Here is a 15,438-nt window from a genome sequence, read left to right as displayed (position 1 = left end):
GGCTAATCACTGGTTGTATTAAAAATAAATAATTAACGATAAAGAATATTAACCGTCAGGTCTGCGTCAGCCGGGCCTGCAGTAACAGTTTCCGCAAATGATTTATAGCGAGCATTTAACGTTGTGCTTATAGTGTCGGCTGCTTTCGTAGACAATTTAACAAAAACCTGTCCATCAGAACCATCAAATTTAATAGGAACTGAATCGGGAACATCTTCAGTAAGGACAATACCAATCCCGGTAGCAGCGGTGGTGCCTGTTGTTGTCACTTTGCTGACGTCTAGTAACGTAGCAGAGCCCGTAAGAGTTGTTGGGCCGTTAAAGCTTAATTGAATTTGAGGAAGACCATCGCTGGCAATCGGGCAGTCTTTAAGAGTAACAGTAACGGGTACGAGGTCTGATTCTTGCCCTACTGTAGCAAACAGTGATGTAGGGAAAGTTCCAAGTGGTACGGAGTAATCCGTTCCGTCATCACCTACAATTACACAGCTTGGTTCAATGATTTCACCGGTAAAATGAATTTTACCAGCATTGTCTTCTGCGGCAAAAGCAGTGGTGGAAGCTAGTGCCATAAAGACAGCAAACAGTTTCCTTTTCAATATATTATTCTCCATAGTGATAGAACATAACGTATATATAAGCGTACCTAGTAGTATCGTTAATTATATTACGTGTCGTCCGAAAGGTGTGGCAAGTATATTCGAAATCTATTCTTTTGTGTGTGAATTTTATTTCTTTGCAATTTGTAAATAATCCGATTTCGGATTTTATCTATATATGTATTAATATGTTTTCAAATAAATGATCCTTGGCGTGAATGTATTTCTTTGTTGTTGCTGCTAAAGTGATCAATTATTCATTGTTTGATTATTAAATGATCAGTGTGCAAGTGGTGATTTTAAATAATTACAAATGAAAAATTAGTGAATAATGCTCACTAATTTTGCGTTAAAGCATCAAACAGCCTAACAGGCTGCGAGAAAGTGTGTTTATCTGCCCATTGGCAGTAACCTGCTCTGGCATCATATTGCTAAACGTATATCTGTATGATGAAGCAGGCGTGTCAGAAGAAAGCGACGACGACAAAACAGAAGCCCCCACACCCCACCGACTTGAAAAAGCGCGAGAAGATGGGCAGATCCCCCGATCGCGTGAATTAACCTCATTACTGATGTTGCTGGTGGGAATTAGCATCATCTGGCTTGGCGGTGAGCCACTGGCGCGGCAGCTGGCGGCCATGTTGTCTGCGGGGTTGCACTTTGATCACAGCATCATTAACGACCCCAATCTTATCGTCAGCCAAATTAGCCTGCTGATTAAACAGGCCGTTTGGGCGTTACTGCCGTTGATTTTTGGGTTGGTGATTGTGGCGATTGCCGCACCCATGATGTTGGGTGGCCTGCTGTTTAGCGGTAAATCAATCCAGTTTAAGTTCAGCAAAATGAACCCGATTGCCGGGTTAGGGCGCATGTTTTCCGCTCAGGCTGGTTCTGAACTACTGAAAGCAATTCTCAAAGCACTGCTGGTCGGTAGCGTAACGGCCTGGTATCTGCTTCATAAATGGCCGGAGATGATGCGGCTGATGAGCGAGCCCCCCCTGGCGGCATTAGGTCACGCGCTGAATATGGTGGCGGTATGCGGCTTGCTGATTGTGCTGGGGCTGACGCCAATGGTCGCCTTTGACGTGTTCTTCCAGATTTACAGCAACATTAAAAAGTTGCGTATGAGCCGCCAGGATATTCGCGATGAATTTAAGCAGCAAGAGGGCGACCCACACGTTAAAGGGCGTATTCGCCAGCAACAGCGCGCGGTTGCTCGCCGGCGCATGATGGCCGACGTGCCTAAAGCTGATGTGATAGTCACCAACCCGACGCATTACTCGGTCGCTTTGCAATATGACGAAAACAAAATGAGCGCGCCGAAAGTGCTGGCGAAAGGGGCGGGCCTGGTGGCATTGCGTATTCGTGAAATTGGCAACGAACACCGCATCCCGATGCTTGAAGCGCCGCCGCTGGCGCGTGCGTTGTATCGCCATGCCGAAATTGGGCAACAAATTCCTGGGCAGTTGTACTCCGCCGTGGCAGAAGTGCTGGCGTGGGTGTGGCAACTTCGTCGCTGGCGTGTCGCTGGCGGGTTAATCCCGAAAAAACCTGAAAATCTTCCAGTGCCAGAAGCACTGGACTTTGCAAATGAGAAGGACTCCGATGGCTAATTTGCTCGCAACACTGCGTCTGCCTGCCAGTATGAAATCCGGGCAATGGCAAATTCTTGCCGGACCGATACTGATCTTGATGATCTTGTCGATGATGGTACTGCCGCTCCCGGCGTTTGTACTGGATTTGCTGTTCACCTTTAATATCGCGCTGTCGATCATGGTTCTGCTGGTGGCGATGTTCACCCAGAAAACTCTCGAGTTCGCGGCTTTCCCGACCATTCTGCTGTTTACCACGTTGCTGCGCCTGGCGCTGAACGTGGCCTCGACACGTATCATTTTGATGGATGGCCATACCGGTGGTGCGGCTGCGGGTAAAGTGGTTGAAGCTTTCGGTCACTTCCTCGTCGGCGGCAACTTCGCCATCGGTATCGTGGTGTTTATCATCCTCGTTATCATCAACTTTATGGTTATTACCAAAGGTGCCGGGCGTATTGCTGAAGTCGGCGCGCGCTTTGTGCTCGACGGGATGCCTGGTAAACAGATGGCTATTGATGCCGATCTTAACGCCGGGCTGATTGGTGAAGAAGAGGCTAAAAAACGCCGTTCAGAAGTCACCCAGGAAGCTGATTTTTACGGCTCGATGGACGGTGCCAGCAAATTCGTTCGTGGTGATGCCGTCGCCGGTCTGATGATCATGGTCATTAACGTGGTCGGCGGCCTGTTGGTCGGTGTGCTTCAGCATGATATGGCGGTGGGTGCGGCCGCAGAAACCTATACGCTTTTAACCATCGGTGATGGTCTGGTTGCGCAGATCCCGGCACTGGTTATCTCGACCGCAGCAGGCGTTATCGTGACCCGTGTGGCAACCGACCAGGATGTCGGCGAGCAGATGGTTACCCAGCTGTTCAATAACCCGCGCGTGATGCTGTTAAGTGCCGGTGTGCTTGGGTTGCTCGGCATGGTGCCGGGAATGCCAAACTTTGTCTTCCTGCTGTTTACTGCGGGGCTACTTGGCCTGGCATGGTGGATGCGAGGCCGTCAGATGGAAGCGCCAGCGGCGCCATCGGTCCCGGTTAAACCGCAGGAAAATCCGCAGGCGGTTGAGGCCACCTGGAATGATGTTCAGCTTGAGGACTCTCTTGGAATGGAAGTGGGCTATCGCCTGATCCCGATGGTGGATTTCCAGCAAGATGGCGAGCTGTTAGGGCGTATTCGCAGCATTCGTAAGAAATTCGCACAGGATATGGGGTTCCTGCCACCTGTGGTGCATATTCGCGACAATATGGATTTGCCACCTGCACGTTATCGTATCCTGATGAAAGGGGTCGAGATTGGCAGTGGTGATGCGTATCCGGGGCGCTGGCTTGCCATTAACCCTGGCACTGCGGCAGGCAGCTTGCCAGGTGAGGCGACAATTGACCCGGCGTTTGGTCTGGCGGCGACCTGGATTGAGAGCGCGCTAAAAGAGCAGGCGCAGATTCAGGGCTTTACTGTGGTCGAAGCCAGTACCGTAGTTGCCACGCACCTGAACCATCTTATTGGGCAGTTTGCCCCAGAATTGTTTGGCCGCCAGGAAGCACAACAACTGCTCGACCGCGTAACGCAGGAAATGCCGAAACTGACCGAAGATCTGGTGCCGGGTGTGGTGACGTTAACCACCTTACATAAAGTGCTGCAAAACCTGCTGGCCGAAAAAGTTCCGATTCGCGATATGCGCACCATCCTTGAGACGCTGGCGGAACATGCACCCGTTCAGAATGATCCGCATGAATTAACGGCGGTTGTCCGTGTGGCACTGGGGCGGGCTATTACTCAACAGTGGTTCCCGGGCAACGGTGAGGTGCAGGTTATTGGCCTGGATGCGGCGCTGGAACGCTTACTGTTACAGGCATTGCAGGGCGGAGGCGGGCTGGAGCCGGGGCTGGCAGACCGTTTACTGGAGCAGGCGCAGGAAGCGCTCAAACGCCAGGAGATGCTGGGTGCGCCGCCAGTGCTGCTGGTTAACCATGCATTGCGCCCACTGCTGGCGCGTTTCTTACGCCGCAGCTTGCCGCAATTAATGGTGCTTTCAAGCCTTGAGCTGTCAGAAAACCGTAACATCCGTATGACCGCGACTATCGGAGCGAAATAATGAGCCGCTTGTTCTTGCTGATGTATTTACCTTTTATAGTGCACGCAAGCGCAGAAGGTGCGTGGCAAGCCAGTGGCGTGGGCGCAACGCTTAGCCACCGGGGTGTCGCTGCATCTTCGCGCGCACTGGCACCCACGCAGCCTGTTAGCGGCGTAATGACGATGGTTGCCTGGCGTTATGAACTTATTGGTCCGACACCTGCTGGTTTAAATGTTCGGCTCTGTTCGGTGGCACGTTGTGTTGAGATAGAAGGGCAGAGCGGCACGACGCGTGGGTTAACCAATGTTGCAGCAAACGAACCGCTGCGTTTTGTCTGGCAAGTCCCCGGTGGTGGATCGCTTTTTCCTGCCTTAAAAGTACGCAGTAACCAGGTGATTGTTAATTATCAGTAATCCTCAAGGCCGCATTCAAAATGCGGTTTTTTTCTTCTCTACTTCTCATTTCTAACCTCTGCTTTTGATAAAAACAAACCCTTGTTTTATAAATCGGTGACACGAGTGCCGGGACTCTTTGTTTTTTTGCCAGCATTCATTAAGCCGTGGCAAAAATGAAAAGGTAACAATTGCCCCGTCCTTCTACCTTAGCAGGGTAAGGTTCTCGCAGGCCTGATAAGGCACTGGATGTGCAATCTCCTATAACTAAAAGCAACGGGGTTTGACGGCAATGAAAACACGTAAGATTGGATTGGCAAATTATCTTGCCTACGGTTCCGGGGACTTCCTCGGTGCCGGGACGACGGCACTGACCGCCGCCTGGTTGCTCTACTTTTATACGACCTTCTGTGGCCTCTCACCGATTGAAGCGACGTTTATCTTTGCGATGGCCAGGGTGCTGGATGCCGTTGTCAGTCCGCTGATGGGCTTCCTGACGGATAACTTCGGTTCGACATGGCTTGGTAAGCGTTTTGGCCGCCGTAAGTTCTTTATATTGCTCGGTATCCCATTAGTCTTCAGCTACAGCTTTATGTGGGTAGGGGAGATGAGTTACTGGTATTACCTGGTAACGTATCTGATTTTTGACGTGGTCTACACCATGATTCTGGTGCCGTATGAAACACTGGTTCCGGAAATGACCGATGACTTCAAACAGAAAACCAAATTCTCTGGCGCGCGTATTTCCATGGCGCAACTCTCTGCGATTCTGGCTGCATTCCTGCCGGGTATTTTGTTAAACCACTTCGGTAAAGACAACGCAATTTCCTTCTTCTATTCAAGCCTGGTATTCGCCACCATCTGCGCCATCGTGCTGACATTTGTCTGGTTCTTCACCTGGGAACGCCCTCGTTCAGACTGGACTGAAGCGGCACTGCGTGCAGAAGAAGAGAAGAAAACACTGACGTTTGCCCAAAGCATGAAGCGCCTGAATGTCGAGTTGACCTCCACTTTGCGCGTTAAGATCTTCCGCCAGCATCTTGGCATGTACCTGGGTGGTTATATCGCGCAGGACGTGTTCAACGCCGTGTTTACCTATTATGTGGTGTTTGTCCTGATGCAGAGCGCAAGCATGGCCTCCAGCCTGCTTGGCACCATGGCGATTCTGCAATTTATTGCGGTTATCGGCATGATCCCACTGTGTATTAAATACGGCCCGGCCCCGTCGTATCGGATGGTTGTCGTGCTATTTGGTTTGAGTTCTATCTCTTATGCCGTGCTGTACTACGCAGGTTTAAGCGATGTCTTCTCACTGCTGATGCTGGTTTCTGCAATCGCAGGTCTGGGTCGCGGTGGTATCAACTACGTGCCGTGGAATACCTATACCTATATTGCTGATGTTGATGAAGTGATAACCGGGCAGCGTCGCGAAGGTATTTTCGCCGGGATCATGACGTTGACGCGTAAAGCATCTCAGGCGGGTGCCGTGATGCTGGTGGGCATTGTGATGCAACTTTCCGGCTTTGTATCCGGGCAGACCACACAGCCTCCTGCGGTCAGTCACACCATTTTGATGATTTTAAGTTTTGGTACCGTTGCGGTGCTGGCATGCGGTTTCTTAGTGTCCCTGCGCTTTAAACTCAATTTGCAAACGCACAGCGTGCTTCGTGAAGAGACAGCGAAGATGCGTGCGGCAGGCCGTCCGGTTCCGGAAGCCACCACCCCTGAAGCGCGCGCTACCGTCGAATTGCTGGCGGGTATGCCGTACGACACGCTCTGGGGCAACAACAATATTGGTTATCTCAATCGTAATAAGCCTGCGGCACCTTCGCTTAAACAGGCTGGTGAAATGAATTCGCATACATCACAGAGGTTAAGTTAATGATTATTTACCCCGTCAAACACAGCCCTTTACTGTGCCAGCCGGAGCATTTTATTGCCCGGGATGAGCTGAAAACCCTGATCCACAAGGTGACGGACAATCTGATCAACATTAAGGATGAAACGGGCCAATTCTTGCTGCGACTGGATGACGGACGAGTCATTGATACCAAAGGTTGGGCGGGTTGGGAGTGGACGCACGGTGTGGGTCTGTATGGCATGTATCAGTACTATCGCCAGACGGGCGATAAGAAGATGTGTGAGATTATTGATGGCTGGTTTGCCGATCGTTTTGCTGAAGGGGCCACCACCAAAAACGTCAATACCATGGCACCGTTCCTGACGTTGGCTTATCGCTACGAAGAAACGCGCGATCCTTCGTATTTACCCTGGCTTGAAAGTTGGGCTGAGTGGGCAATGTACGAGATGCCGCGCACCGAGCACGGCGGCATGCAGCACATAACCCTTGCCGAAGAGAACCATCAGCAAATGTGGGACGACACGCTGATGATGACTGTGTTACCACTGGCGAAAATTGGCAAGCTGCTGGGCCGCCCTGAATACGTGGAAGAAGCGACCTACCAATTCTTACTGCATGTTCAGAACCTGATGGACCGGGAAACCGGGCTGTGGTTCCACGGCTGGAACTATGAAGGCAACCATAACTTTGCGCAGGCGCGTTGGGCACGTGGTAATAGCTGGTTGACTATCGTCATTCCAGATTTCCTGGAGCTGGTGGATTTGCCTGAAAACAATGCGGTGCGCCGTTATTTGGTGCAGGTGCTGGAAAGTCAGGTGGCGGCACTGGCGAAATGCCAGGACGACAGCGGTTTATGGCACACGCTGCTCGACGACCCGCACTCCTACCTGGAAGCATCCGCGACAGCCGGTTTTGCATACGGCATTCTGAAAGGCATTCGTAAGCGCTATATAGGCAAAGAGTATGTAGATGTAGCGGAAAAGGCGATGAAAGGTATCGTCAAAAATATCTCGGCAGAAGGGGAGTTGTTGCAGGTTTCATTTGGTACCGGAATGGGCAGCAATCTGGAGTTTTATCGCCAGATCCCGCTGACTTCTATGCCCTATGGACAGGCGATGGCGATACTCTGTTTAGGTGAATATCTGCGAATTTATTTGTAAGCCCACACGGCAGGCCTGGGAGAACCGGGCCTGCAAACTACTGCTAAATCAAACCTGCCAGCAAGTCCGATAAAGTTCCTCCAATTTAATAATAAATAAATGGCGTATTGTGCCGTGCAATTCATTATGCTGCCGCTGTCGATAAGCCCTTCACTGGTTTTTACCCTCCTTAACGATTATGCGAATGGCGAAGCGGAGCTTCCCTTTCGGCCCCTCTTTTCTTGTTGATCCCGACTCTGGATTAATAACCAAACGATGACTGGCGTTCTCCGTTTCGTGCCGTCATCAGGATAATTTGATGTCTATTTCCCCGTTAGCCCGGGTGGCCAGTAATAGCGTTGTCGAACCAGGCGTGGTGCTTGGTGCGCATGTGAGTATTGGCCCGTTTTGTGTTATTTCCGCAGGCGTCGTCATAGGCGAAGGAACTGTTGTCGGTGCTTACTCGGTGATTACCGGCCTGACAACAATCGGCTGTCACAATACTTTCGGGCAGTTTTCGTCCATAGGTGAAGTGAATCAAGACCTTAAATACGCGGGTGAACCCACAACGGTAATGATTGGCGACCGAAATCAGTTCGGTAAAAATGCCACTATTCACCGTGGAACGGTTCAGGGGCTTAGCGCCACGCTCATCGGCAATGACAATCGCTTTCTCAATGGCGTACATATCGGTCATGACTGTGTCGTCGGTAATGGCACTATGATTGGTGATAACAGCGGGCTTGCCGGGCACGTTGAGCTTGATGATGGTGCGCAGGTGGGTTTTATGTGTGCTATCCACCAATTCTGCATGTTGGGAAGCGGAGTTAAAATTCTCGATCAGTCAGGTGTGGTTCAGGATGTGCCGCCGTTTGTGATGGCAGGTGGGAACCATGCGGTGCCGAAGGGGATTGCTGCTGAGTCGAGCGTGTTCCAGGCGTTAGATAAAGAGCAACAGGATTTGATTTACGCAATGTATGAGCGGTTTTACAACCAGGCATTGTCGATAGAAGAAGTGAAAAGGTCGTTGAAAATACTGGAAAGTGATTTCCCGGTGATTGGCCTTTATGATCGGTTTTTTGCGCGGTCAGCGCGGGGAATTGTTCGCTAATGTGATTTGAAAAAGCCCGTCGCATCAGGCGACGAGCTTTTTGCTATTACATACGTTCTACGGTTTCGATACCCAGGGTATCCAGACCCAGCTTCAGCGTTTTCGCGGTTAACAGAGCCAGTTTCAGGCGGCTGTTACGCGCTTCTTCGGAGTCGGCTGCCAGAATCGGGCAATGCTCGTAGAAGCCAGAGAACAGGCCTGCCACGTCATATAAGTAAGTACACATCACGTGCGGTGTACCATCACGCGCAACCACGTTCAGCGTTTCTTCAAATTGCAGCAGGCGTGCAGCCAACTGTGCTTCGCGGTCTTCACGAATCACTACCGGCGCTTTGAGCAGCTCAGCTTCATCAATCTCAGCTTTGCGGAACACAGACAGCACGCGAGTGTATGCATATTGCATATACGGTGCAGTGTTGCCTTCGAAGGCCAACATGTTATCCCAGTCAAAGATGTAATCGGTGGTGCGGCTTTTCGACAGGTCGGCGTATTTCACTGCGCCAATACCGACAGATTTCGCTAACGCTTCCAGCTCATCCGCAGGCATGTTCGGGTTTTTCTCTGCCACCAGATTACGAGCACGTTCCATGGCTTCGTCGAGCAGATCGGTCAGTTTTACCGTGCCGCCAGAACGGGTTTTGAACGGCTTACCGTCTTTGCCCAGCATCATGCCGAACATCTGGTGTTCCAGGGTGACAGATTCTGGAACGTAACCGGCTTTACGCACGATGGTCCATGCTTGCATCAGGTGCTGATGCTGGCGGGAGTCGATAAAGTAAAGCACGCGGTCTGCATGCAGGGTTTCATAGCGATATTTCGCACAGGCAATATCGGTGGTGGTGTAGAGATAGCCGCCATCTTTTTTCTGGATGATGACGCCCATTGGGTCGCCGTCTTTGTTCTTGAACTCATCCAGGTAAACCACGGTTGCGCCTTCGCTCTCGACCGCAAGACCTTTCGCCTTGAGGTCTGCCACGATGCCTGGCAGCATTGGGTTATAAAGACTTTCACCCATGACGTCGTCACGGGTCAGCGTCACGTTAAGGCGATCGTAGGTTTGCTGGTTCTGCGTCATGGTGATATCGACCAGCTTACGCCACATTTCACGGCAGTATTCGTCGCCGCCTTGCAGTTTTACGACGTATGCACGAGCACGTTCCGCAAATTCTGCGTCTTCGTCGTAGTGTTTCTTGGCTGCACGATAGAACTCTTCCAGGTCGGCCAGCGCCATTTCACCTGCGTTTTCTTGCTGCTGCTTCTCAAGATACGCGATCAGCATCCCGAACTGCGTGCCCCAGTCACCCACGTGGTTGGCGCGGATAACTTTATGGCCGAGGAATTCCAGCGTACGCACCGCAGCATCACCAATGATAGTGGAGCGGATATGACCCACGTGCATCTCTTTCGCTACGTTTGGTGCGGAATAGTCGACCACGATCGTTTGTGGCGCAACGGTATTCACGCCAACGCGGTCAGAAGCAACAGCTTCGTCGACATTTTTAGCCAGGAAAGCAGGGTCGAGGAAAATATTGATAAAGCCTGGGCCGGCGATTTCAACTTTGCTGGCAATTCCAGTCAAATCCAGATTGGCAATGACCAACTCTGCGACTTGTCGTGGTGGCTTGCCCAGTGATTTCGCAACTGACATCACGCCATTAGCCTGATAGTCGCCGAACTGAACTTTTGCTGACTGACGAACCTGTGGTTCGCAATCCGCAGGCGCACCTGCGGCAATCAGTGCCTGACTGACTTTATCTGAGAGAAGAGCCTGAATATTCACCTGGATACCTTACATTTTTCTTGGGGCCGCCAGTAATTTACAGCAGCCGTATCGTTGGGGATAAAATTAGGGCGTAAGTATAACTGTATTTACCCGCCTTAGTCAGCAAAAGCCTTGCCCCGTGCGCCCTGGACTAATATCAACGGTATAGTGAATAACCATTCAGAAATATAGCCCCGTTTCGGGTGTTGGTGATATCGGCCTGAATTGGTAGATTAGCCCGCATTCGTGACTTGAGAGGAAAGCTTGATGGCCAACTGGCAGACAATTGAAGAACTGCATGATATTTCAGCGGATCTCCCGCGATTTACACAAGCGTTAACAGAACTTGCCGCGCGGCTTGATCTTGAAATCGCACCGCTGGTGGCCGATCACATTTCGTTGCGCTGCCATCAAAATACGTCGGCTGAGCGTTGGCGCACGGGGCTAGAAAAATGCGGCACGTTGCTGTCGGAAAACATCATCAACGATCGGCCTATCTGCTTGTTTAAACTCAACGAGCCGGTGTGTGTTGCGCACTGGGAATTTAGCGTGGTTGAACTGCCGTGGCCGGGTGAAAAACGTTACCCGCACGAAGGTTGGGAGCACGTAGAGATAGTATTACCGGGAGAACCTGAAACGCTGAATGCACGCGCGCTGGATTTGATGTCTGATGCGGGTTTACGCCAGACGGGGATTTCGGTGAAAACCAGTTCGCCAAAAGGTGAGCGTGAGCGCCTGCCAAACCCAACGCTTGCAGTGACCGACGGCAAAGTCACCATTAAATTCCACCCGTGGTCTATTGAAGAGATTGTCGCCAGCGAACAAGATTAGCCGAACAGATAAGAGTAAAACGCCACCCGATAAAGCACATGAATTGTTGGGTGGCGTGGCGTTTATCCCCCTTTCTACAAGACCGTTCTCACCGCGGCATCCATACGTTTAATGGCTTCTTCAAGCGTTGCAGACGTGCAGCCAAAGTTGATGCGCACGAATTTCGCTTCTCCAAAATCAGCACCAGGAGAAAAACCCAGACCCGCTTTCTGGAAGAACAGCGTCGGGTTTTCAACCGGCAAAGCGCTGGCATCCACCCATCCCAAATAAGTGGCTTGTGGTGATGTCATTTTAAGACCTGGCATAGCGTTAACAGCACTCACCAGCGTGTCGCGATTGCGGCGCAAATACGGCAGTAACTCCTGCAACCACGGCTCGCCATCGCGCCATGCAGCGATGGCGGCAGTTAGTGCCAGGACATCGACACTCGGCACAATCCCATCCCTTACCGTATTGAACTGCTTACGCAATTGCGCGTCGGGAATAATGGCCAGTGAAGCGCCCAGCCCGGCAATATTGAATGTTTTGGATGGCGAAAGCAGGGTGATCGAACGTTGCTGGGCATCAGCACTGAGTGTGGCGAAAGGAATATGTTTCGCGCCCGGTTCGAGCAACAAATCGCAGTGAATTTCATCTGAGCAGACAATCATGTCGTGGCGTTGGGCGAACGCCAGTTGCTGCTCAAGTTCTTCACGTGTGTAGACGGTGCCGCCTGGGTTTTGCGGGTTGCACAACATCAGCAATTTTTCTTTGCCGGTGAGCTGTGACTCCACTGCCTGTAAGTCCATCACCCAGCGACTATTTTCAAGGCGCAAGGGCACATTGAGTTGTGGACGGCTGGCAAAGGCCGATGACTTTCTGAATGGCGGGTAAATTGGCGTTGGCGCGATGGTAGTTTCTTCAGGCGTTGTGAAGGCACGAACACTCAAATTCAAACCGGCGACAATGCCCGGTAAAAAGACAATCCATTCAGGTTTAATCTGCCACTGGTAACGGTTGGCCATTCTTTCAACCACAACATCGACTAACTCTTGCGGCCGGTTGCCGTAACCAAAAACGCCATGCTCAACCCGTTGATGCAGGGCTTCGAGAATGCAGGGTGGTGAACGAAAATCCATATCTGCCACCCACATAGGCAACACGTCATCACCAAATTTATTCCACTTCGAACTGTCGCTGTGACGGCGGTCGATGCCTTCATCAAAATTGAATGCCATGATTGTACTCGTCATATTTCAAGTTGCATGGGTGTTGGCTGCAACTCGAATGATTCAGAGCACAGCTACCTTTTTGTGATCGCGGTTTCAGATTATCATTCTGAACAGTTGGCACAACCGCCAGGCTAAAGATTTTAAGGAGTAATCAATGCCTTTGCTTGAGATATGTTGTTATGGAATTGACTGTGCAGTCACAGCGCAACTTGCCGGAGCGGACAGACTTGAATTATGTTCAGCACCCAAAGAGGGCGGTTTAACCCCTTCAGCCGGGGTGCTGCGTAAAGTTAAAGAACGGGTTTCGATTCCCGTGCATCCGATTATTCGCCCGCGCGGCGGTGACTTTTGTTACACCGACGCCGAGTTTGACACCATGCTTGAAGATATCGCGTTCGTGCGTGAGTTGGGGTATCCGGGGCTGGTAATCGGTATGTTAGATGGCGAGGGGCATATCGATATGCCGCGCATGAAGCGAGTCATGGAGCAGGCTAAAGGGATGGCCGTGACGTTCCACCGCGCGTTTGATATGTGCCATAACCCCCATCAGGCGCTGGAGCAACTTACCGAATTAGGTGTGGCGCGCATCCTCACTTCGGGCCAACAACAGAATGCTGAGCTAGGACTTTCACTCCTTAGGGAACTAAAACAGCAATCCCGTGCTCCAATCATTATGGCGGGTGCGGGTGTGAGATTGAGCAACTTGAAAAAGTTTGTCGATCAAGGCATTGACGAAATGCACAGCTCCGCCGGGCAAACCGTACCGTCACCGATGCGTTACCGTAAAGCGGGTGTGTCGATGAGTGCCGATGCGGAAGCTGATGAGTTTAACCGTTACTGCGTTGATGGCGATGTGGTAGCGGCAATGAAAGCCGTGTTGGTTGCCAGCGAATCGGCAACTTGAAGCATAAAGGCTAACCGTTTTTGACCGCGCATCATGTCGCCCATGTGATGCAGCTCGTACCAGGCCCCGGCGTTTTGCTGGGGCTTTTTTTATCTATATATCATCGTTTTAGTTTGGATAGTTCTCAACGTGACGGGTGTGAGCCATTTTGATCTCTATCCCTTTATTTTGCTGAACCTGGCATTCAGTCTGCAGGCCGCTTATGCGGCGCCACTCATTTTGCTGGCCCAGACACGCCAGGCGGAAAGGGATAAAGCGCACGGGGAAGCCGATGCATTACACCGTGAAGATTTAGCTCAAGCAAATGAAAAACGATTAAAATTTGCGGCCGAACAAGCCGAACAGATGATTAAATTGATTGAGATGAATACTGAGCTGACTAACGTGACTAAGCAGCTAACAGAACGTATCGAAATCATCACAGATCAACTGCATAAGCAATTAATTAAATAGAAATACGGTAACTCTTTCCTGTGGCTATGGGCCCTTTGCGGGCTTTCAGTTTCCCTTGACCCAGCATCAGTTCTACAAAAATTCACCATAATTCCTTCATATTTACATGGCACAATGCCCACTCTATCCTGCCTACGTTATGTGGTGAAATTGTTAACCACGTATTTCGAAATTGCTGCATTGTACAAAGCGTTACATACGGATACCAATCACTCAAGGAATAGAGTAGTTCATTTCTTTATTATTAAAATCCATTTAAGAATGTTGATAGAATAATATTTTCTATTTTTATTTAGTGTCGACAAAGTTGTGTTTATTATGAAAATAAATAAAGCTATTTTATTGCATGTTTCCATGGCGATCCTTGCTGCTTTGGTCTTAACCCTACCGCCATTTATTAATAGCTTACAACCTGCGCTAAAATTTCAACCACTCATTAAAACAATGGAAGGCACGCGCAAAGTTCAGTCTGAGAAAATGGCGACCATTTCGCATGCTTTAAATGGTAATGCGATATTTTTCCTCGGGGCATCGGAAGTTTCAACCTCTGAAGATGAGCATTTTGCGGTCTATAATTTCTTCAATACAAAACTGCATCAACCGACCGTTGCCTACGGTGACAGCTTTGTCGATAACATGACGCAGCTTGCTTTGTTGACGCGCTTTAAACAAGAACTGTCGCCAAAAACGAAACTGGTGTTGTTATTGTCACCTGATAGTTTCTTTTTTGATGGCATCCCACCAACAATTTTCGCTGATCATTTCCCTGACTCGGTATTTAAACCATTGATGTCGGATGCAACAATGCATCCCATCTTGACCCACTATTTAACCCATATCGACCCGCAAGATGTTGACCATTTGACGTTTAGCCAGATGCACATTTTTGGCTGGCATTACAAAATTGTCTGGCGCGAAATTAAATATCAGTTCTCATCATTCTGTGAATTGATCAGAAATTATTTCTTGTCATTTGCCCATTTTGGTCAATCGAATATGCAGCCGTGGCCTGCACCCCGCGATAGCTGGTCGAATATTGACTGGAACGCTGAATTGCAGTTGGCCCAACAACTGAATCGTGCTCGTCATGAAAGTGCGGCCACGTTATGGATGGATAAAGACATATTTGCAGACGATAAAACAGTAGAAGATTGGTATACCGCGCCTCCATCGCATCCAGAACAAGAGGCGTTTACAGCGATGATAAAGCTGCTGCACGAGCGCCAGGTCAATGTAGTCGTGATTATCGATCCGCTCAACTCGTGGGCTTTAAAGAATACTGAAAAATTCCAGCCGACCGATCGCTTCATCCAACAGACACTGAAAAAATATGATATTCCATATTTTGATATGTACGACCAAATATATCAACCTGGATGGAATTGGGATCGTCTTCATCCAACCGAATTAGCATGGGTCGCAATGGACCATTATATTGCAGAGGCATTTAACAAATGAAAAAAGCGATTCGACTCTTTTTCCTCTATTTCTTTTTGATGATCACCATTG

At 50.1% G+C, this 15,438-nt stretch carries 12 protein-coding genes and 1 pseudogene; 10 read left to right on the top strand and 3 right to left on the bottom strand.

From position 1 onward, the window contains the following. Nucleotides 1–32: 32 nt before the first annotated feature. Nucleotides 33–599 carry a fimbrial protein gene (locus M975_RS10360; RefSeq protein WP_342446893.1) on the bottom strand — a complete coding sequence of 189 codons (567 nt, stop codon included), beginning with the start codon at nt 597–599 and terminating at the stop codon, nt 33–35. Between the two features lie 461 nt (nt 600–1,060). Here M975_RS10360 and flhB point away from each other — a divergent pair, with 461 nt between their 5' ends. The 6 genes from flhB (at nt 1,061) to lpxA (ending at nt 8,768) form a co-directional block, all read left to right on the top strand. Then, the gene (flhB, locus tag M975_RS10355) at nt 1,061–2,212 is read left to right on the top strand and encodes a flagellar biosynthesis protein FlhB (RefSeq protein WP_064559205.1); all 1,152 of its coding nucleotides are present in this window, start codon (nt 1,061–1,063) and stop codon (nt 2,210–2,212) included. Further along, the gene (flhA, locus tag M975_RS10350; protein ID WP_064559118.1) at nt 2,205–4,286 is read left to right on the top strand and encodes a flagellar biosynthesis protein FlhA; all 2,082 of its coding nucleotides are present in this window, start codon (nt 2,205–2,207) and stop codon (nt 4,284–4,286) included. The genes flhB and flhA overlap by 8 nt, the downstream gene beginning before the upstream one ends. Continuing rightward, a complete protein-coding gene (flhE, locus tag M975_RS10345; RefSeq protein WP_064559117.1) occupies nt 4,286–4,678 on the top strand; it encodes a flagellar protein FlhE in 393 nt (130 codons plus the stop codon). Before flhA ends, flhE begins: the two co-directional genes overlap by 1 nt. 271 nt (nt 4,679–4,949) lie before the next feature. After that, nucleotides 4,950–6,539 (top strand): MFS transporter, encoded by a 1,590-nt coding sequence (locus M975_RS10340; protein ID WP_064559116.1) that lies wholly within the window; start codon nt 4,950–4,952, stop codon nt 6,537–6,539. Continuing rightward, complete coding sequence (bglB, locus tag M975_RS10335) at nt 6,539–7,678, top strand: beta-galactosidase BglB (protein ID WP_064559115.1); 1,140 nt, start codon at nt 6,539–6,541, stop codon at nt 7,676–7,678. Before M975_RS10340 ends, bglB begins: the two co-directional genes overlap by 1 nt. A 298-nt stretch (nt 7,679–7,976) precedes the next feature. Then, on the top strand, nt 7,977–8,768 hold the full coding sequence (gene lpxA, locus M975_RS10330; RefSeq protein WP_064559114.1) for an acyl-ACP--UDP-N-acetylglucosamine O-acyltransferase: 792 nt from the start codon (nt 7,977–7,979) through the stop codon (nt 8,766–8,768). Nucleotides 8,769–8,814: 46 nt separating this feature from the next. Here the strand turns inward: lpxA and argS are convergent, their stop codons facing one another. Further along, on the bottom strand, nt 8,815–10,548 hold the full coding sequence (gene argS, locus M975_RS10325; protein ID WP_064511961.1) for an arginine--tRNA ligase: 1,734 nt from the start codon (nt 10,546–10,548) through the stop codon (nt 8,815–8,817). A 249-nt stretch (nt 10,549–10,797) separates the two neighbouring features. Between argS and M975_RS10320 the strand changes: the two genes are divergently transcribed. Further along, the gene (locus M975_RS10320; RefSeq protein ID WP_064559113.1) at nt 10,798–11,361 is read left to right on the top strand and encodes a VOC family protein; all 564 of its coding nucleotides are present in this window, start codon (nt 10,798–10,800) and stop codon (nt 11,359–11,361) included. 74 nt (nt 11,362–11,435) lie between these two features. Here M975_RS10320 and M975_RS10315 read toward each other — a convergent pair whose 3' ends face one another. After that, nucleotides 11,436–12,578: a MalY/PatB family protein gene (locus M975_RS10315; protein ID WP_064559112.1), complete on the bottom strand. Its 1,143-nt coding sequence runs from the start codon at nt 12,576–12,578 to the stop codon at nt 11,436–11,438. A 148-nt stretch (nt 12,579–12,726) separates the two neighbouring features. Here M975_RS10315 and cutC point away from each other — a divergent pair, with 148 nt between their 5' ends. The 3 genes and pseudogenes from cutC to M975_RS10300 all read left to right on the top strand — a co-directional run bounded on the left by cutC (nt 12,727) and on the right by M975_RS10300 (nt 15,387). After that, nucleotides 12,727–13,476 (top strand): copper homeostasis protein CutC, encoded by a 750-nt coding sequence (cutC, locus tag M975_RS10310; protein ID WP_064559111.1) that lies wholly within the window; start codon nt 12,727–12,729, stop codon nt 13,474–13,476. 90 nt (nt 13,477–13,566) lie between these two features. Further along, nucleotides 13,567–13,929: pseudogene (locus M975_RS10305) on the top strand (DUF1003 domain-containing protein); the annotation flags it as partial. A gap of 318 nt (nt 13,930–14,247) precedes the next feature. Continuing rightward, a complete protein-coding gene (locus M975_RS10300) occupies nt 14,248–15,387 on the top strand; it encodes a D-alanyl-lipoteichoic acid biosynthesis protein DltD (RefSeq protein WP_064559110.1) in 1,140 nt (379 codons plus the stop codon). Nucleotides 15,388–15,438: the final 51 nt, after the last annotated feature.

The organism is Buttiauxella brennerae ATCC 51605 (assembly GCF_001654925.1).
Classification (GTDB): Bacteria; Pseudomonadota; Gammaproteobacteria; order Enterobacterales; family Enterobacteriaceae; genus Buttiauxella; species Buttiauxella brennerae.
This window is presented reverse-complemented; position numbering and strand designations above follow the sequence as displayed.